Source organism: Janthinobacterium sp. GW460-12-1-14-LB5 (assembly GCF_059423585.1).
On the sequence record NZ_JBWKYD010000006.1, the window covers coordinates 20,907 to 39,046 of the forward strand.

Here is an 18,140-nt window from a genome sequence, read left to right on the forward strand (position 1 = left end):
GCGGCATACCGGCGCAAGTCATGCTCAGGCAGCCAGCGATTCCCGGCGTACCTCGTCGAGCCATTCCAGCAGAGGAATGGTGGCGGGCAGCAAAGGTTCCACGCCCACCGTGCCCTGCCAGGCGAACGCCTGCCCTTCCAGGCTTTGCGGCTCGCCCCGCCATTCGCGGCTGATATAGAAATGCAGGCGCACATGGGCGTGCGGATACACATATTCGACGCCGCACCAGGCTTCGGCGCTGTCGATGTATAAACCCAGCTCCTCGACAAACTCGCGTTTCAAGGCATCCAAAATGGCTTCACCCGGTTCGACTTTACCGCCAGGAAATTCCCAATAGCCATCATACGGCTTGCCGGCCGGGCGCTGGCCCAGCAGGACGTGGCCGTTCGGCTTCATGAGGATGCCGACGGCGACGTCCACCGGTGTCACTTTCACTTCGCTCATTGCGGCAACTTTCCCGCAGGTAGTTTCCCAGCATAATCGCGCGCAAATTGCCAGGCGACACGGCCCGAACGGGAACCGCGCTGCAAGGCCCAGCGCAGGGCATCGCCGCGCGCTTGCCCGATCTGCTCCGGCGTGCAGCCGAACGAGGCCAGCCAGTGGGCCGCGATATCGAGGTAGTCATCCTGCTTGAACGGATAGAACGACAGCCACAGGCCGAAGCGCTCGGACAGCGAGATTTTCTCTTCCACCGTCTCGCCCGGATGCAAATCGCCATCGTCGTCCGTCTTGTAGCTGGTGTTGTCCGACATGCGTTCCGGCATCAGGTGACGGCGGTTCGAGGTGGCGTAGATCAGCACATTGTCCGATTGCGCGGCGATGCTGCCGTCGAGCGCCACTTTCAGCGCCTTGTAGCCGCTTTCGCCCTCTTCGAACGACAGATCGTCGCAAAAGATGATGAAGCGCTCGGGGCGCGCCGCCACAAGGTCGACGATGTCGGGCAAGTCGGCAAGATCTGCTTTATCCACTTCGATCAGGCGCAAGCCCTGGCCGGCGAACTGGTTCAGGCAGGCCTTGATCAGCGAGGACTTGCCCGTGCCGCGCGCGCCCGTCAGCAGCACGTTGTTGGCCGGACGGCTGGCGACGAACTGGCGCGTGTTCTGCTCGATCTGCGCCTTTTGCGTGCCGATGTTGTGCAAGTCATCCAACGCGATGTTCGACACATGGGCCACCGCCTGCAGATGGCTGGCGGCGCCCTGGCGCCGGCGCCAGCGGAAGGCAAAGCTGTTCCAGTCGGTCGCCGGCAAGGCCGGCGGCAAGATCGACTCCAGGCGCGCCAGTACCCGCTCGGCGCGGATCAGGAATTGATCGAGGGCGGTCATGAGCGGTAGTCGGCGTTGATCGACACGTAGTCATGCGACAAGTCACACGTCCACAGGGTAGCCGTGGCATCGCCGCGCGCCAGTTTCACGCGGATGGTGATTTCGCTTTGCTGCATCACGCGCTGGCCATCCTGCTCCTGGTAATCGGGGTTGCGGCCGCCGTTCTTGGCCACCCACACGTCGTCCAGGTACAAATTCAATTGACCCACGTCAAGGTCGTCCACGCCCGCATAGCCGATGGCGGCCAGGATGCGGCCCAGGTTCGGGTCGGAGGCGAAGAAGGCCGTTTTCACCAAAGGCGAATGGGCGATGGAATAGGCGATCTTGCGGCATTCTTCCACGTTGCGGCCGTCTTCCACGGTCACGGTCATGAACTTGGTGGCGCCTTCGCCGTCGCGCACGATGGCTTGCGCCAGGAAGGTCGACAGTTCGGTGACGGCGGCCGCCAGTTCCGCATAGTGCGGCGAATCGATGGAATCGATGACCAGGCTGCCGGCACCCGTGGCCACCACCATGAACGAGTCATTCGTGGACGTGTCGCCGTCGATGGTGATGCAGTTGAACGACTTGTCGGCCGCCTGTTTCACCAGCTGGTCCAGCACGGGCTGGGCCACGGTGGCGTCGAATGCGAGGAAACCCAGCATGGTGGCCATGTTCGGCTTGATCATGCCGGCGCCCTTGCTGATGCCCGTCAGGGTGACCGCATGGCCGCCGATGGTGACGGTGCGCGAGCCCGCTTTCGGCTGCGTGTCAGTGGTCATGATGGCTTCCGCGGCCGAAAACCAGTTATCAGGCGTCAACGCGGCCACGGCTTGCGGCAAGCCGGCCACCAGGCGCTGCACGGGCAAGGGTTCCAGGATCACGCCGGTGGAAAACGGCAGGATTTGCTGCGGCGTGCAGCCCAGCAGCTCGGCCAGCGCGGCGCAGCTGGCCTGCGCATCGGCCAGGCCCGATTCGCCCGTGCCCGCATTCGCGTTGCCCGTGTTGACCAGCAACGCGCGGATCGGCGCGGCGCCGGCCGTCACTGCCGCCAGGTTGGCTTTCGAGATTTGCACGGGCGCGGCGCAGAAGCGGTTCAGGGTGAACACGCCGGCCACGGTGGCCGTCGGCGCCAGTTTCAATACCAGCAAATCCTTGCGGTTGGGTTTCTTGATGCCGGCTTCGGCAACACCGATTTCAATGCCGGCGACGGCTTTCAAGTCGGCGGCGACGGGCTTGGGGGAATTGACGGCCATGGTGATTTCTTCTGCGTGGGAAAAGGGAAGCGCTATTGTAGCGCCTTCGCGGCGCGGGTGAGCATGCGGCAAGGGAATAGTCGCGACGGCCCCGGCTGCGGCAAGAGGGGCCGCCAGCGTGGCCAGGCTTGCGATTTATCAAAACACTGCCTGCCTGGCGGGGCTAAGGTATGGGAATGGACGATGACGAGTCTTGCAATCGCGCCGTCCAGGGAGGGTGTCATGGTGCAGGGCCAGTCAAACCGGATGCAGCGCAGCGATGCGGGTCTGTCATGCCTGTTGCACCTGTTATGCCTGTTTTGTCTGCTGGCGTGGTTGACGGCTTGTACGGTGCCAGATGGCGCGACGCAGCACATAGGCGACGACTCGATCGGACAGGCCTCTGAAGCGCACCCAGCGGCTGCAGTTCCGCCGCCTCCCAAGGTACCGCGGCCAGCACCCACCAGTCCGTGGAGCAGCGCATGGTCGGGCACGGGCGGCCTGCTCGGCAACCTCGGCAATCTGGTCGGCAGCACGGGCAGCGGCGGCACGCCGAGGTACGGCAACGATGCGCCGCCGCCCGGCGCCGTGCACGTCACCGTGTATTACGCCACCGACCGGCAATACCAGCCCGGCAGCCACAATTATGGCTGGCAGCCCAACCGTGTGGCGCCCTACCTGAGTTACGGCAGCGTCGTCGTGAGCATCCCGGAGAAAAGAGCGCCAGGCGAGCTGCCGTTGCCGCCCTGGTACGCCATCCTGTCCGGCGACAATGCGCAAAAATATGTGCTGATCAAGGGAAGCACGCGCCTGTCGCGCACGGATTTTCTCGCCACCGTCAAGGCCAGGATACAGGCCGCCCCGGAACGGCACGCCGCCCTCATCTACATCCATGGCTACAGCAACTCATTTGACGACGCCGCCCGGCGCACGGCGCAGATGGCGGTCGACCTCGATATCGGCGCCCTGCCCGTGTTCTACAGCTGGCCGTCGAAAGGCACCTTGGCCGGCTATGAGTTCGATGAAAATGCCGCCGAATGGACGCAGGCACACCTGCAAGCCTTCCTGGCCGACTTCGCGGAGCACTCTTTCGCCACGGATATCTACATCATCGCCCACAGCATGGGCAACCGCCCGATGACCGTGGCCATGGCCAACCTGCTGGAAAAGCGCCCCGAGCTGCGGCCCCTGTTCAAGCAGGTGGTGCTGGCGGCGCCGGACATCAATGCCGATATCTTCCGCGAGCAGATCGCTCCCCGTTTTGCCAGCCTCAAGCTTCCCGCCACCCTGTACGCGTCCGCGAACGACAAGGCCATGCGGGCTTCCTACAATTTTGCCGACTGGGACAGGATAGGCGACATCCGCGGTCCCGTCGTCAGCATCCCCGGCATGGAAATCGTCGATGCCTCGGCCGTCATCATGAATTTCATGGGCCACGATTACTTCGCCAGCAACCGCGTCCTGCTGACCGACATCGCCACCATGATCAAGACGGGCCAGCGGGCAAAAAACCGCGGCGGCTTGAAAGGCATTCCCTCGCAGGCGCCGCAATACTGGGCCTTTCCCTGAGCCGCCGGCCACGTACAGCCGAAAAAAAACGGAGACCGCAGTCTCCGTTCTTGTTCAGGCGGTCAAACAGGCTTTACGCCAGCTTGCCGTGGCAAGCCTTGTACTTCTTGCCGCTGCCGCAAGGGCATGGGTCGTTGCGGCCCACTTTGACGCCCATGCTCACGCTCATGTCGTCGACGTTGTCCATATTAGTGCCGGCGACAGGCGCCAGCAGCTCTTCCGGCGCCGCGTTCGGGTCGAATTCGGCGTGCTGGTAGTGCACGTTTTCCACGTGCGACTGCTGCATCGCCTGTTCGGCCGCATCGACTTCTTCGCGCGACTGGATGCGTACCGTCATCACGTGTTTCGTGACGTCGTTCTTGATCATGTCGAGCATCTGGCCAAACAGTTCAAACGCTTCGCGCTTGTATTCCTGTTTCGGGTTCTTCTGCGCATAACCGCGCAGGTGAATACCCTGGCGCAGGTGGTCGAGCGCCGCCAGGTGTTCGCGCCAGTGGCTGTCCACGCTTTGCAACATGACATTGCGCTCGAAGCCGTTGAACGATTCCTTGCCGACGATGTCGATCTTCGACTGGTACACGGCATCGGCCGCGGCCAGCACTTTTTCCAGGATCTCTTCGTCCGTCAAGGTCGAATCGGCTTCCAGCATTTCATGCAGCGGCAAATCGAGTTGCCATTCGCTGGCCAGGGTATTTTCCAGGCCCTTGATATCCCACTGCTCTTCCACCGATTCGTGCGGCACGTACTCGTGCACCAGGTCGGTGAAGACGCCGTGGCGCAAGGAAGCGATCATGTCCGAGATGTCGGTCGTTTCCAGAAGCTCATTGCGCTGCTGGTAGATGACCTTGCGCTGGTCGTTGGCGACGTCATCGTATTCCAGCAATTGCTTGCGGATATCGAAGTTGCGCGCTTCCACCTTGCGCTGGGCCGATTCGATCGAACGCGAGACGATGCCTGCCTCGATCGGTTCGCCTTCCGGCATTTTCAGGCGGTCCATCACGGCGCGCACGCGGTCGCCGGCGAAGATGCGCAGCAGCGCGTCGTCGAGCGACAGGTAGAAGCGCGACGAACCTGGATCGCCCTGGCGGCCGGCACGGCCACGCAGCTGATTGTCGACGCGGCGCGATTCGTGGCGTTCGGTGCCGATGATGTGCAAGCCGCCCGCATTGACCACGTGGTCGTGCAGCGACTGCCATTCATCGCGCAAGGTCTGCGACTGGGCGGCCTTGTCGGCATCGCTCAGTTCAGGATTGGCTTCGATGAACTTGATCTGGTTTTCGACGTTGCCGCCCAGCACGATGTCCGTACCGCGACCGGCCATGTTGGTGGCGATGGTGATGGCTTTCGGACGGCCTGCCTGGGCGATGATTTCCGCTTCGCGCGCATGCTGCTTCGCGTTCAGCACGTTATGCGGCAAACCGGCCTTGGTCAGGATGCCCGACAGCAGTTCCGAGTTCTCGATCGAGGTCGTGCCGACCAGTACGGGCTGGCCGCGCTCGTAGCAGTCGCGAATGTCGTTCAACATCGCGTTGTATTTTTCCGCCGACGACTTGTAGACCTGATCCTGGCGGTCCTTGCGCTGCAGCGGACGGTTTTGCGGAATCACGACCGTTTCCAGGCCGTAGATTTCCTGGAATTCGTACGCTTCGGTATCGGCCGTACCGGTCATGCCGGCCAGCTTGGCGTACATGCGGAAGTAGTTCTGGAAGGTGATCGAGGCCAGGGTCTGGTTCTCGTTCTGGATCTTGACGCCTTCTTTCGCTTCGACGGCCTGGTGCAAGCCATCGGACCAGCGGCGGCCCGTCATCAGACGGCCCGTGAATTCATCGACAATCACCACTTCATTGTTCTGCACCACATAGTGCTGATCCTTGAAGTACAGCGCATGCGCGCGCAGGGCCGCATACAGGTGGTGCACGAGGGTGATGTTGGCCGAATCGTATAACGACGCGCCTTCCGGCAGCAGGCCCATTTCCATCAGGATGCCTTCGGCCTTTTCGTGGCCCGCTTCCGTCAGCAGCACCTGGTGCGCTTTTTCATCCTTGGTGTAGTCGCCCGGCACTTCGACCTTGCCCTTGCCGTCCGGCGTTTCTTCGCCGATCTGCAGGGTCAGGCGCGCAGGCACTGCATTGATCTTGTGATACAGGTCCGTATGGTTCTCGGCCTGGCCCGAAATGATCAGCGGCGTACGCGCTTCATCGATCAGGATCGAGTCGACTTCATCGACGATGCCGAAGTTCAGGCTGCGCTGCACGCGCTCGCGCGCTTCGTAGACCATGTTGTCGCGCAAGAAGTCGAAACCGAATTCATTGTTCGTGCCATATGTGATGTCGGAGTTGTACGCCTGCTGCTTGGCGCTGTGCTCCATCTGCGACATGTTCACGCCCGTCGACAGGCCCAGCCACGCATACAGGCGACCCATGGTCTCGGCATCGCGCTGCGCCAGGTAATCATTGACGGTGACGATATGCACGCCCTTGCCCGACAAGGCGTTCAGGTAGGCTGGCAAGGTTGCCATCAGGGTCTTGCCTTCGCCCGTGCCCATCTCCGCGATCTTGCCGAAATGCAAAACCATGCCGCCGATCATCTGCACATCGAAATGGCGCATGCGCAGGACGCGCTTGCTGGCCTCGCGGCAAACGGCAAACGCTTCCGGCAACAAGGCATCGAGCGATTCGCCGGCGGCGATGCGTTCCTTGAAGGCAGGCGTTTTCGCTTGCAGCTCGGCATCCGACAGCTTTTCGATGGCCGGCTCGAGCGCATTGATCTCGCGTACCGTTTTTTGGTATTGCTTGAGCAGCCGCTGGTTGCGGCTACCGAAAATCTGGGTCAGTAATGACATGCTTGAATTCTTGAAAAAACGCCGTTAAAAAAAGCTCGGTAGCTGACAGCGAGATAACAATCGCGTGACCGCACGGAGTTCGACTATGGCAAAAGACGATGATTTTATCATGCGTTCCCGCCAAGGTTGGGGTAATGCACCATATAACAATAGCTTAATGACAAACAAATGGCAGAAATTGCGGACATTTTCCATGCTGTAAGGCAATACGGTCGGCCCGCCTGCGCCGCACTCGCCGCCGCACTCGTCATGCGCGGGCGAGTGTGCTATGTTTCGGCCATGCGAACTCCCACTTACTCTCCGGCGCCGCGCCGCGGCTACGGCTTTGCCCGTTCAGGCCCGGCCGTGACGGGCGCAACCGATTTTCTGCGCGGCAACGCGACGATGGCCTCCCTGATGCCCACCGTCACGCGCCTGGCCGCCCTGCAAAAAGATTGCGCCAAGGCCTTGCCGGCGATGTTCGAGCATTGCGACATCCTGCAATTCGAGGGCGGCCAACTGGTGCTGGCCACGCCGAACGCGGCGCTGGCGGCCAAGCTCAAACAGCAATTGCCGAAACTGCAAGGGGAGCTGGAAAGAAAGGGCTGGCAGATTTCAGGCATCAAGCTGAAAGTGCAAGTCATCAAGAGCATCGCGCCCATCGTGCATACGCGGGCGCTGGTCTTGCCGGAAAAAGCCATGTCGGCCCTGGAAGAACTGAGCACGGCCCTGCCGGCGTCGAAGCAGAACGAACAGTTGATCGCGGCGCTGCGCAACATGGTGCGCCACCACCGCGAACCAAAAGACTAAGAACACCATGCGGCGTCTTGACACCTCAGAAAACCGTAGCGAGCGGGCCTAGTTCTGGTCAAGAAGCGCAACCGTACGAAGGTACGGTGAGCATCGCAGGCCGGAAATCGGCACGCGCAGTAGGTTTAATGAGGCGTCCCTCAGGTAAGCGACCACTCGCGCTCCATTTGCCGTAAATACGACTGCGGCGCCGCCTCGTTGGTGGCGAACGAGACGATTTCATACGCTTCCGGCTGCTCCAGCAGCGCCAGCAGCAGCTGGTTGTTCAGTGCGTGGCCCGATTTATGCGCCGTGTAGTAGGCCAGCAAGGGATGGCCCACCAGGTACAGGTCGCCGATGGCGTCGAGGATTTTATGACGCACGAACTCGTCCTCGTAGCGCAAGCCATCGGCATTCAGGATGCGGTATTCGTCCATGACGATGGCGTTTTCCAGCGAACCGCCACGCGCCAGGCCCATGCCGCGCAAGCTTTCCACGTCCTGCATGAAACCGAAGGTGCGCGCGCGCGCCACGTCGTGCACGTACGAGACGTCGCCGAAATCGACGGAAGCGCGCTGCATCGTGCCATCGACGGCCGGGTGATTGAATTCGATGAAGAAATCGAGCTTGAAACCGTCGTATGGCGACAATCTCGCCCATTTCTCCGCGTCGCCCTTGCCGTGACGCACTTCCACCGGCTTGATGACCTTGATGAATTTCTTCGGCGCTTCCTGCTCTTCCACGCCGGCTTGCTGCAGCAGGTAGACGAAGGACGAGGCGGAACCGTCCATGATGGGAATTTCTTCCGCATTCACGTCGATGTACATATTATCAACACCCAAGCCGGCCGCGGCCGACATCAGATGTTCCACAGTCGAAACCCTGGCGCCATCCTTGATCAGCACGGAAGCCATGCGCGTATCGCCCACCGCCATGGCGCTGGCGGGAAATTCCACGATGGGATCGAGATCGATGCGGCGAAACACGATACCCGTGTCGATCGCGGCAGGACGCAGAATCAGCTCCACCTTGGTGCCAGAATGCAAACCGACACCGATGGTGCGGACCTGTTGTTTGATGGTGCGTTGTTTTAACATCTGTCGATTATATCCAGTTGCCGGATTTTCGTTGTGACGCGGCAGTCTGCGCGTCAGAAAAACCACACCGCGCCATCATGGATGCTCGCTTTCCGCATGCACGGCTTCGCGCCGCACCAGGTAAATGCCGCTGCCGATGATGATGGCCGCGCCGACCAGGGTGTATTCATCGGGCAAGGCGCGCCACAGCACCCAGTCCAGGGCCATGCCCCAGGCCAGGGCCGAGTACTCGAACGGCGCTACGCTGGACGCCTTGCCATGACGAAACGCCTCGGTAATGGCCAGCTGGCCCAGGAAGCCGCTCAGCGACAAGCCCGCCAGCAGCCACCAGTCTTCGTGGCGGATGCCCACCCATTCATGCGCCGACAGGGCCACGCCGCCGCCGGCCATCATCACCATCAGCCAGAAGACCATGCTTTCGCTGGCATCCGTGCGACTCAGGATGCGCCCCGTGACGGCGGAAATGGCGTAACAGGCGGCCGAACCCAGCACGGCCAGGCCAGCCAGCGAAAAGAAGCCCGATCCGTCGGGACGCAGCGCCACCAGCACGCCCAGCAGGCCCACGGCGATGGCGCACCAGCGCGCAAAGTCAACTTTTTCCTTCAGGATAAAAACCGACAGCACCGTGATCAGCAAGGGCGCAACGAAGAACAGCGCATACGTCTCGGCCAGCGACATGCGCTTCAAGCCGTAGGCGAACAGGGTAATCATCAGCACGCCCAGCGCGCCGCGCAGCAAATGCAGCGGCCAGCGCACCTTCATCACATTGTTAAACGCGCCGCGGTACAGCAGGTACAGGCAGACGAGCGGCAAGGACGACAGGGCGCGCAAAGCCGTCACCTGCATGGGAGGATAGTGGGCAGACAGCAGCTTCATGGCCGTGTCCATCAGGGAAAACATGGCGACGGCGACCAGCATCACATAGATGCTGCGCAGGTTGGGATTGCGGGGTAACAGGACAGACTCCTGGCGAAAAAACGGGACCGTCATCATGGCGACGGCCGGAGCCAGGACAGCATGGCCTGGAAAGGCAGAGCCATGCTGTCCGCCCGATTATAGCAAGCGCGGCTGTTTTTCCTTATGACACAGGCAACAGCATCACCAGTTTCAATTCATGCTGGCGCGCCAGGTGCAGGGTGACCTGGTTGAAGCCGAGCGCGCCCTGCTGCGCATGCTGGAAGCGGCGCAATCCCCCATCGCGGCCCTGCACCTGCTGCGCGCCCCACCACTGGCGAAAATCAGGGCTGGCCTCGGCCAGTTCGGCGATCAGGCCAGCCAGCGGCGCCTGATCCGCCTGGCGGCCGATATCGGCGCGAAACTCCGCCACCAGCCGCTGCGCCCGCTCGGGCCAGCCGACGATCAGCTCGCGCGCGCCAGGTTCCAGGAACATGAAGCGCAGCTGGTTCGGCGTGGCCTGCCCGGCATGCAGCCAGCCCGTGAACAAGCTGGACGCGGCACCATTCCACGCCACGGCATTCCATTCGCGGTCGAGGATGTATGCGGGCGCGTCGATGGCGGCGACGATGGCGGCCAGCTCGGCGCTGGCAGGCCCACCGCCCTCGCCTGTGCCATGGCTGGGGTCATGCTTGTCGGCCACCTCGAACAGATAGGCGCGCTCGGCCGTGCTCAGTTGCAGTACTTGCGCCAGACGCGCCAGCATCTTGGCCGACGCCGACACGGGCCGCCCCTGCTCCAGCCACGTCAGCCACGTGGGACTGACATCGCACAGCTGCGCCAGTTCCTCGCGCCGCAAACCCGGCGTGCGCCGGCGTCCGCCACCGGGCAAGCCAGCCATGGCGGGGGTAACGGCTTCGCGCCGCGCGCGGATGAATTCAGCGAGCTTATTCGACATGAGATGCCTGCATGGTAGTAGATATACCAGTATAAGTTATGGTCTTGTTACAGGATAATTTTATCCTTATTCTGCAGGAACTCACCCATCAACAGGAGAAAACCATGCAGCAGCACGATGTCGTTACCGAACAGTTTGGCAAGACGGCGAATGCCTACCTGAGCAGCGCGGTGCACGCGCAAGGGGCCGATCTGGTGCTGATGCAGGAATGCGCGCGCCGCCACGGCAAGCCGGTGGTACTGGACCTGGGCTGCGGCGCCGGCCACGCCAGCTTCGCCGTCGCTCCTGTGGCGCAATCGGTCGTCGCCTACGACCTGGCGCAGCCCATGCTCGACGTCGTCGACTGCGCCAGGGTGCAGCGCGGCTTGCACAATATCCGCACGCAACAGGGCGACGTGGCGCGCCTGCCGTTTGCCGACGCCAGCTTCAACATGGTCGTCACGCGCTTTTCCGCGCACCACTGGAACGACGTGGCCGCTGCCCTGGCGGAAGCCTGGCGCGTGCTGCGCCCGAACGGCACGTTATTAGTGGTCGATATCGTCGCGCCGAAAACGGCCCTGTACGACAGCACCTTGCAGGCGGTGGAAATGCTGCGCGACGCATCTCACGTGCGCGACTACCGTACCTGCGAATGGGGTGCCAAGTTCGACAACGCGGGCTTTACGCACAGCTTGCGCAGCGTGTGGAAGCTGACGATGCAGTTCGACGAGTGGGTGGCGCGCATGCGCACGCCGCACGAAAGAGTGGCGGCCATCCGCAACCTGTTCGATGGCGCGCCCGAGGAAGCGCGCCGCTACTTCGCGCTGCAGGACGACTATTCGTTCAGCATCGATGCGGCCATGTTCGAGGCGACGAAACCGTCGGTGCAATAAAAAAACGGCGCCGATGGCGCCGTTTTTATTGCGTATCTGCTTAGGCCAGCTGGCTCAGCAGCGTCTCGGCATTCGACACTTCAAACTTGCCGCCCTGCTCGATGTTCAATTGCGTCACGACGCCATTGTCGACCAGCATCGAGTAGCGCTGCGAGCGCGTGCCCATGCCGAACTTGGAGAAATCGGCGTCCAGGCCCAGGGCCTTGCTGTAGGCGGCATTGCCGTCAGCCATCATGCGTACGATGCCGGTGGCTTTCTGGTCGCGGCCCCAGGCGCCCATCACGAACGCGTCGTTGACGGAGATGCACCAGATTTCATCGACGCCCGCCGCTTTCAGGTCGGCGGCGTGCTGGACGTAGCCTGGCACGTGCTGTGCGGAGCAGGTCGGGGTATACGCGCCTGGCAGGCCGAAAATGGCGATCTTCTTGCCCTTGACCAGGTCTTGCACGTTGAACGTGTTCGGGCCCAGTGCGCAACCTTCGGTTTCGCTTTCGATGAATTCGGCCAGGGTGCCTTCTGGCAGGGTGTCGCCGATCTTGATGGTCATGTTGACTCCTTGTGTACTGTCGGTTAAGGGCGCCGCCCGCTCCATGGAGCGGGCGGCGCCCATGATCTGGTTCTGCCGGCATGATGCCGACACTGCGCGATAGTATGCCTGACTTGCCGTATTTGTGCAGAAAACGGCCGGAAAGGCAAAGTCAAAAGTCAAAAAACGGCAAAAAAAACGGCGGCCCTCAGGCCGCCGTCATCGTTACTGACATCAGATCACCTTAATCTGCTTGCTTGCGCAGGAAGGCTGGAATGTCGTAGGTTTCCATGCCATTCTTTTCCATCGCGCGCACTTGCTCGGAAGCCGATTCGCGGCGCCATACGGCTGGTGCCTTCATGCCGTCGAAACCGGCTGCCGGCGTGGCTACGCCGACCGTCGTCGTCGCCGCTTGCGCGCTACCCATGGCAGCCGACGGGGTCAGCGGGCTGTTGTGGGTGCCGGTGCGCAACACTTGCTGCGGTACCAGCTGGATGTTTTTCTTCGCGCGGCCCAGGCCCGTGGCCACCACGGTGACGCGGATGTCGTCGCCCATGGCGTCGTCGTAGGCGATACCTTGCGCGATCGACGCGTCCGGCGCGGCAAACGCACGCACGGCAGCCATGACTTCCTTGATCTCCTTACCCTTCAAGCCACGGCTGGCCGTGACGTTGACCAGCACGCCGCGCGCGCCCGACAGGTCGATGCCGTCCAGCAGCGGCGAAGCGACAGCCTGTTCGGCGGCGATGCGCGCGCGGTCGACACCGGAAGCCGTCGCCGTGCCCATCATGGCCTTGCCCTGCTCGCCCATGATGGTTTTCACGTCGTTGAAGTCGACGTTGATATGGCCAGGCACGTTGATGATCTCGGCGATGCCGGCCACCGCGTTGTTGAGCACATCATCGGCGTGCTGCATCCATTCCAGCATGCTTTCGTCTTCGTAGATCTCTTCCAGCTTCTCGTTGAGGATGATGATCAGCGAATCGACGTGCAGGGACAGCTGCTCCAGACCTTCGTCGGCGATGTCCATGCACTTCTGGCCTTCGTACGAGAACGGTTTCGATACCACGGCCACCGTCAGCGCGCCCAGTTCCTTGGCCACTTCGGCCACGATAGGAGCGGCGCCCGTGCCCGTGCCGCCGCCCATGCCGGCAGCGATGAAGACCATGTGCGCGCCACGCAGCGAATCGGCGATGCGCGTGCGCGACTCTTCCGCCAGCTGGCGGCCGACGGCAGGCTTCATGCCGGCACCCAGACCGGTATCGCCGATCTGGATGATATTGTGGGCCTTCGATGTCGACAGGGCCTGTGCGTCGGTGTTGGCGGCAATGAACTCCACGCCCGACATGCCTTTGTTGATCATGTGTTGGACTGCATTGCCACCCGCACCGCCGACGCCGACGACCTTGATGACGGTACCTAAAGCTGTGTTATCGACCATATCGAACTCCATGATGTGCTCCTATCAGATGCGGTTTCCAAGCGCCAGGCCTCATATTGGTAGGAGAACTGGAGATTGAAAACTGCGGTTAAATATAAAATAAAATTATGTGTGTGTACCTGCGATGCTGCCAAAAAACCTGACCTGCCGGGCCTGAAGCACGCCCTTAAAAATTCCCCAAAAACCATTCCTTCATGCGCTGCCAGACCGCCTTCACCGAACCGTCCTGACGCGTCACGATGTGGCCGCGCAGGTATTGCTTCTTCGCTTCCAGCAGCAGGCCCAATACCGTGGCATAGCGCGGACTGCGCACCACGTCGGCCAGCTGGCCCCGATACTCGGGCGTGCCCAGACGCGCCGGTTTCAGGAAGATGTCTTCCGCCATTTCCACCATGCCGGGCATGATGGAGGTGCCGCCCGTGAGCACGATGCCCGACGACAGCACGCCTTCATAGCCAGATTCGCGCACCACCTGGTGCACCATCGCGAACAGCTCCTCGACGCGCGGTTCGATCACTGCCGCCAGCGCCTGGCGCGACAAGTTGCGCGGGCCGCGGTCGCCCAGGCCAGGCACTTCCAGCGATTCGCCGGGATCGGCCAGGACCTGCTTGGCCACGCCATAGCGGATCTTGATTTCTTCCGCTTCCGCGGTCGGGGTACGCAAGGCCATGGCGATGTCGTTGGTGATCTGGTCACCGGCGATGGGAATGACGGCCGTATGGCGGATCGCGCCATCGGAAAATACCGCCACATCGGTCGTGCCGCCGCCGATGTCGATCAGCACCACGCCCAGTTCCTTCTCGTCCGGCGTGAGCACCGCATCGGCGGACGCCATCGGCTGCAGGATCAGGTCCGACACTTCCAGGCCGCAGCGGCGCACGCACTTGACGATATTCTGCACCGCCGACACGGCGCCGGTGACGATGTGCACCTTTACCTCCAGGCGGATGCCGCTCATGCCGATAGGCTCGCGCACATCTTCCTGGCTGTCGACGATGAACTCTTGCGGCACCGTATGCAGCAATTGCTGATCGGTCGGAATGTTAACCGCTTTTGCCGTCTCGATGACGCGCGCCACGTCGGTCGCCGTCACTTCCTTGTCCTTGATGGCCACCATGCCGCTGGAATTGAAGCTGCGGATATGGCTGCCCGCAATGCCCGCATAGACATTGCGGATCTTGCAGTCGGCCATCAGCTCGGCCTCTTCCAGCGCCCGCTGGATGGACTCCACCGTGGCCTCGATATTGACCACCACGCCTTTTTTCAGGCCCTTCGATTCGTGCTGGCCCAGCCCGATCACTTCGTGGCGCCCGTCGGACATCACTTCGGCTACCACCGCCACCACTTTCGAGGTGCCGATGTCGAGGCCGACGATCAGGTTTTTCGCGTCTTTTGTCATTTCTGTCGCCTACTGTATGGGCTATAAATTAAGATTATTGGGTTAAGTCGGTTTTTTAATCGGACTACTGTTTTTCTTCTTCATCACCGGCTTGCCATCCTTGCCTTCGGCCGGTATCACCAGGCCGGCGGAACTGAGCGCCAGGCCATTCTGGTAGCGCATATCGATCGTGTCGATATTCTCCAGCCGGCTCGCCAGTTGCGGGTAGATGCCCACCAGCCGGTCCACCCGCGCCTTCAGGGTCGTATGATTCTGCTCGCGTCCCAGCGCCACGCTCATGCCGTTATCCAGTTTCACCGTCCACGCATAGCGGCTCGACAGCGACAGGGTTTCCGGCACCATCTTCAGCGGCGCAAACCACTTTGCCAGCTGCACGTAGGTGGCCAGCACTTCCTTTTCGCTGCCATCCGGTCCCGAAAACGCGGGTAGTTCATGGTCATCCTCGGCCTCGGCCACATTGGCCGTAAACACGTCGCCCTTGACCGACAGCAGGCGTCCATCCTCGCCCCAGGTGCCCAGCGCTTCGTGTTCTTCCAGCGCCACGATCAGCTGGTTCGGCCACTCGCGCCGCACGCTGGCGCGGCGTACCCAGGGCACCGATTCGAACACGCCGCGCACGCTTTCCAGGTTGGTCGTGAAAAAATTGCCCTTGATGCGGCCCAGTGTGCCGCTGCGCAGGGTCAGGTAATTCACGTGGCGCAGGCCTTTGTCGTCCGCGCTTTCCACCTTGATCGTGCGCAGGTCGAACATGGGACGCTGCGACACCCACCAGACGCCGGCGGCCACGCACACGACCAGAACCGCGGCCAGCAGGCCGTTGGCAGTCGTATTGAGGCTTTTAGCGTCATGCCACATATCAGCGCTGTCCCTTGTGCATTTTCAGGCTTGCGCCGGAGACGATTTCCAGGCACAGGTCTTCATAGCTGGTGCCTTCCGCGCGCGCCGCCATCGGCACGAGCGAGTGCCCCGTCATGCCGGGCGAGGTATTCACCTCCAGCAAAAACAGCTTGCTGTCGGCCGCGCGCATCAGCACATCGACCCGTCCCCAGCCTTCGCAGCCGAGGGCGCGGTACGCCGCCAGGGCGATGCGTTCCATCTCTGCGATGATGGCCGGGTCCAGCTGCGGCGGGCAGAAATACTGCGTGTCGTCGGTAAAATACTTGTTCTGGTAATCGTAATTGCCTTGCGGCGCGACGATTTCGATCGGCGGCAACGCGCGCGCCATGGCACCCTTGCCCAGGATCGCCACGGTGAACTCGCGGCCCTTGATGAATTCCTCGGCCAGCACCGAATCATCGAGGCCGGCGGCGATGTCATAGGCGGCCTGGAAGGCGGACGCTTCGTTGACCGTCGTGATGCCGATGCTCGAGCCTTCATGCGGCGGCTTGACGATCAGCGGCAAGCCCAATTCCGCGGCGACCTTAGCCAGGTCGGAGCTGTCGTCCAGCACCGCGTACTTCGGCGTCGGCAGCTCGTGCATCAGCCAGATCATCTTGGTGTAAACCTTGTCCATGCCCACCGAACAGGCCATCACGCCGCTGCCCGTGTACGGGATGCCCAGCTGTTCCAGCGCGCCCTGCAGGCTGCCGTCTTCGCCGAAGCGGCCGTGCAGCGCGATGAAGACGCGGTCAAACTTCTCAGCGGCCAGTTCGGCCAGGCTGCGTTCGCCCGTGTCGAAGCCATGCGCATCCACGCCATGGCTTTTCAAAGCGGCCAGCACGCCCGCGCCGGACATCAGCGACACTTCGCGCTCGGCCGAACGGCCGCCGAACAGGACGCCGACCTTGCCCAATTGTTTTACGTCGATAGCTGAAGCTTGGTTCACATCAGGCCTTTACAGTGTTGGATTGATACGTTGTCAGTTGATTCGGGATGCCGCTGATGGAGCCGGCTCCCATGGTCAGCACGACGTCACCGTCGCGCGCCACGCTCATGATGGTGTCGGCCATGTCCGTCATGGACTCGACGAAAATCGGTTCGATCTTGCCGCGCGCGCGCAGCGCATGCGCCAGTGCGCGGCCGTCGGCGGCGACAATAGGCGCCTCGCCCGCCGCATACACTTCGGACAAGAGCAAGACGTCGGGCGCACCCAATACCTTGACGAAATCCTCGAACAGGTCGCGCGTGCGGCTGTAGCGGTGCGGCTGGAACGCCAGCACCAGGCGGCGGCCCGGATAGGCGGCGCGCGCGGCGGCCAGAGTGACTTCCGTTTCCACCGGATGGTGGCCGAAATCGTCGACCAGCGCGAAGCTGCCGCCATTCGGCAGCGCCACGTCGCCATAGCGCGTGAAGCGGCGGCCCACGCCGGAAAACTCGGCCAGGCCCTGCTGCGTGGCGCTGTCGGCGATGCCGATTTCGCGCGCGATGGCGATCGCCGAGCAGGCATTCTGCACGTTGTGCATGCCGGGCTGGTTCAGCACCACGTCGAGGTTCGGATAACCTTCCTGCAGCACGGTGAAATGCATTTCCAGGCCCACGGCGCGCGCGTTGATGGCGCGCACTTGCGCGTCTTCCGCGAAACCGTAGGTGGTGACGGGCTTGGTGACGGACGGGATGATGGCGCGCACGTGCGGATCGTCGATGCACAGCATGGCGCGGCCATAGAACGGCAAGCGGTGCGTGAACTGCACGAAGGCCTGCTTGAGCTTTTCGAAATCGTGCTCGTAGGTATCCATGTGATCGGCGTCGATATTCGTGATCACTTCGATCATCGGCGTGAGGTTCAGGAACGAGGCGTCCGATTCATCGGCTTCGGCCACCAGGTAGTCGCCCGAGCCCAGCTTGGCGTTCGCGCCGGCGCTGGTCAAGCGGCCACCAATGACGAAAGTCGGGTCGAGACCGCCCTGCGCCAGCACGGAAGCGACCAGGCTGGTGGTGGTGGTTTTGCCGTGCGTGCCGGCGATGGCGATGCCGCGCTTCAGGCGCATCAACTCGCCCAGCATCACGGCGCGCGGCACCAGCGGAATCTTGCGCGCGCGCGCTGCCGCCACTTCCGGATTGTCTTGCGGGACGGCGCCCGACGTCACTACCGCATCGGCGTCGCCGATGTTCTCGGCCGCGTGGCCGAGCATGACGGTCGCGCCCAGGCTCGCCAGGCGCTGCGTCGCCGCATTGCTGCCCAGGTCGGAGCCCGACACCTTGTAGCCAAGGTTGACCAGCACTTCGGCGATGCCGCTCATGCCGCTGCCGCCAATGCCGACAAAGTGGATATTGTTTACTTTATGCTTCACAGAGCTAA

At 62.3% G+C, this 18,140-nt stretch carries 16 protein-coding genes; 3 read left to right on the top strand and 13 right to left on the bottom strand.

Features of this window, described 5'->3' with window-relative positions:
• Positions 1–24: 24 nt before the first annotated feature.
• Genes AC07X6_RS07365 through argJ form a run of 3 tightly spaced genes read right to left on the bottom strand, consistent with a single transcriptional unit; the run spans position 25 to position 2,557 of the window.
• Positions 25–444 (bottom strand): NUDIX domain-containing protein, encoded by a 420-nt coding sequence (locus tag AC07X6_RS07365; RefSeq protein WP_494790533.1) that lies wholly within the window; start codon positions 442–444, stop codon positions 25–27.
• Positions 441–1,322, bottom strand: coding sequence for an ATP-binding protein (locus tag AC07X6_RS07370; RefSeq protein ID WP_230541468.1), 882 nt, complete (start codon positions 1,320–1,322; stop codon positions 441–443). Before AC07X6_RS07370 ends, AC07X6_RS07365 begins: the two co-directional genes overlap by 4 nt.
• Positions 1,319–2,557, bottom strand: coding sequence for a bifunctional glutamate N-acetyltransferase/amino-acid acetyltransferase ArgJ (gene argJ / locus AC07X6_RS07375; RefSeq protein ID WP_494790534.1), 1,239 nt, complete (start codon positions 2,555–2,557; stop codon positions 1,319–1,321). The genes AC07X6_RS07370 and argJ overlap by 4 nt, the downstream gene beginning before the upstream one ends.
• Positions 2,558–2,740: 183 nt before the next feature.
• Between argJ and AC07X6_RS07380 the strand changes: the two genes are divergently transcribed.
• Positions 2,741–4,105 (top strand): alpha/beta hydrolase, encoded by a 1,365-nt coding sequence (locus AC07X6_RS07380; RefSeq protein WP_494790535.1) that lies wholly within the window; start codon positions 2,741–2,743, stop codon positions 4,103–4,105.
• A gap of 73 nt (positions 4,106–4,178) precedes the next feature.
• Here the strand turns inward: AC07X6_RS07380 and secA are convergent, their stop codons facing one another.
• Positions 4,179–6,947, bottom strand: coding sequence for a preprotein translocase subunit SecA (gene secA / locus AC07X6_RS07385; RefSeq protein WP_494790536.1), 2,769 nt, complete (start codon positions 6,945–6,947; stop codon positions 4,179–4,181).
• Positions 6,948–7,226: 279 nt separating this feature from the next.
• Between secA and AC07X6_RS07390 the strand changes: the two genes are divergently transcribed.
• Positions 7,227–7,736 carry a DciA family protein gene (locus tag AC07X6_RS07390; RefSeq protein WP_034748833.1) on the top strand — a complete coding sequence of 170 codons (510 nt, stop codon included), beginning with the start codon at positions 7,227–7,229 and terminating at the stop codon, positions 7,734–7,736.
• 140 nt (positions 7,737–7,876) lie between these two features.
• On the opposite strand, the gene lpxC is transcribed toward AC07X6_RS07390, so the two are convergent.
• The 3 genes from lpxC to AC07X6_RS07405 all read right to left on the bottom strand — a co-directional run bounded on the left by lpxC (position 7,877) and on the right by AC07X6_RS07405 (position 10,664).
• Positions 7,877–8,812: a UDP-3-O-acyl-N-acetylglucosamine deacetylase gene (gene lpxC, locus AC07X6_RS07395; RefSeq protein WP_494790537.1), complete on the bottom strand. Its 936-nt coding sequence runs from the start codon at positions 8,810–8,812 to the stop codon at positions 7,877–7,879.
• Positions 8,813–8,887: 75 nt separating this feature from the next.
• Positions 8,888–9,730 carry a DMT family transporter gene (locus tag AC07X6_RS07400; protein ID WP_494790660.1) on the bottom strand — a complete coding sequence of 281 codons (843 nt, stop codon included), beginning with the start codon at positions 9,728–9,730 and terminating at the stop codon, positions 8,888–8,890.
• 160 nt (positions 9,731–9,890) lie between these two features.
• Entirely contained in the window at positions 9,891–10,664 is a 774-nt protein-coding gene (locus AC07X6_RS07405) for a helix-turn-helix transcriptional regulator (protein WP_494790538.1), read from the bottom strand.
• A gap of 104 nt (positions 10,665–10,768) precedes the next feature.
• Between AC07X6_RS07405 and AC07X6_RS07410 the strand changes: the two genes are divergently transcribed.
• Complete coding sequence (locus AC07X6_RS07410; RefSeq protein ID WP_494790539.1) at positions 10,769–11,536, top strand: class I SAM-dependent methyltransferase; 768 nt, start codon at positions 10,769–10,771, stop codon at positions 11,534–11,536.
• A 40-nt stretch (positions 11,537–11,576) separates the two neighbouring features.
• Here the strand turns inward: AC07X6_RS07410 and AC07X6_RS07415 are convergent, their stop codons facing one another.
• From AC07X6_RS07415 to murC, 6 genes are all read right to left on the bottom strand, one after another.
• The gene (locus AC07X6_RS07415) at positions 11,577–12,083 is read right to left on the bottom strand and encodes a peroxiredoxin (RefSeq protein WP_230541475.1); all 507 of its coding nucleotides are present in this window, start codon (positions 12,081–12,083) and stop codon (positions 11,577–11,579) included.
• Positions 12,084–12,306: 223 nt separating this feature from the next.
• The gene (gene ftsZ, locus AC07X6_RS07420) at positions 12,307–13,515 is read right to left on the bottom strand and encodes a cell division protein FtsZ (RefSeq protein WP_034748865.1); all 1,209 of its coding nucleotides are present in this window, start codon (positions 13,513–13,515) and stop codon (positions 12,307–12,309) included.
• Between the two features lie 154 nt (positions 13,516–13,669).
• Positions 13,670–14,902 (bottom strand): cell division protein FtsA, encoded by a 1,233-nt coding sequence (gene ftsA, locus AC07X6_RS07425; protein WP_010394955.1) that lies wholly within the window; start codon positions 14,900–14,902, stop codon positions 13,670–13,672.
• Positions 14,903–14,944: 42 nt separating this feature from the next.
• Complete coding sequence (locus AC07X6_RS07430; RefSeq protein WP_230541476.1) at positions 14,945–15,757, bottom strand: cell division protein FtsQ/DivIB; 813 nt, start codon at positions 15,755–15,757, stop codon at positions 14,945–14,947.
• A gap of 1 nt (position 15,758) precedes the next feature.
• Positions 15,759–16,727: a D-alanine--D-alanine ligase gene (locus tag AC07X6_RS07435; protein ID WP_474294831.1), complete on the bottom strand. Its 969-nt coding sequence runs from the start codon at positions 16,725–16,727 to the stop codon at positions 15,759–15,761.
• Position 16,728: 1 nt separating this feature from the next.
• Positions 16,729–18,132 carry a UDP-N-acetylmuramate--L-alanine ligase gene (gene murC, locus AC07X6_RS07440; RefSeq protein ID WP_494790540.1) on the bottom strand — a complete coding sequence of 468 codons (1,404 nt, stop codon included), beginning with the start codon at positions 18,130–18,132 and terminating at the stop codon, positions 16,729–16,731.
• Positions 18,133–18,140: the final 8 nt, after the last annotated feature.

Bases quoted from the DNA above. Each gene is read 5' to 3' on its own strand.
- AC07X6_RS07430 (WP_230541476.1), bottom strand. From the start codon at position 15,757: ATGTGGCATGACGCTAAAAGCCTCAATACGACTGCCAACGGCCTGCTG.
- argJ (WP_494790534.1), bottom strand. From the start codon at position 2,557: ATGGCCGTCAATTCCCCCAAGCCCGTCGCCGCCGACTTGAAAGCCGTC.
- AC07X6_RS07415 (WP_230541475.1), bottom strand. From the start codon at position 12,083: ATGACCATCAAGATCGGCGACACCCTGCCAGAAGGCACCCTGGCCGAA.
- AC07X6_RS07370 (WP_230541468.1), bottom strand. From the start codon at position 1,322: ATGACCGCCCTCGATCAATTCCTGATCCGCGCCGAGCGGGTACTGGCG.
- AC07X6_RS07410 (WP_494790539.1), top strand. From the start codon at position 10,769: ATGCAGCAGCACGATGTCGTTACCGAACAGTTTGGCAAGACGGCGAAT.
- AC07X6_RS07390 (WP_034748833.1), top strand. From the start codon at position 7,227: ATGCGAACTCCCACTTACTCTCCGGCGCCGCGCCGCGGCTACGGCTTT.
- ftsZ (WP_034748865.1), bottom strand. From the start codon at position 13,515: ATGGAGTTCGATATGGTCGATAACACAGCTTTAGGTACCGTCATCAAG.
- AC07X6_RS07365 (WP_494790533.1), bottom strand. From the start codon at position 444: ATGAGCGAAGTGAAAGTGACACCGGTGGACGTCGCCGTCGGCATCCTC.
- AC07X6_RS07405 (WP_494790538.1), bottom strand. From the start codon at position 10,664: ATGTCGAATAAGCTCGCTGAATTCATCCGCGCGCGGCGCGAAGCCGTT.
- ftsA (WP_010394955.1), bottom strand. From the start codon at position 14,902: ATGACAAAAGACGCGAAAAACCTGATCGTCGGCCTCGACATCGGCACC.
- AC07X6_RS07400 (WP_494790660.1), bottom strand. From the start codon at position 9,730: ATGCTGGTCGCCGTCGCCATGTTTTCCCTGATGGACACGGCCATGAAG.
- lpxC (WP_494790537.1), bottom strand. From the start codon at position 8,812: ATGTTAAAACAACGCACCATCAAACAACAGGTCCGCACCATCGGTGTC.
- secA (WP_494790536.1), bottom strand. From the start codon at position 6,947: ATGTCATTACTGACCCAGATTTTCGGTAGCCGCAACCAGCGGCTGCTC.
- AC07X6_RS07380 (WP_494790535.1), top strand. From the start codon at position 2,741: ATGACGAGTCTTGCAATCGCGCCGTCCAGGGAGGGTGTCATGGTGCAG.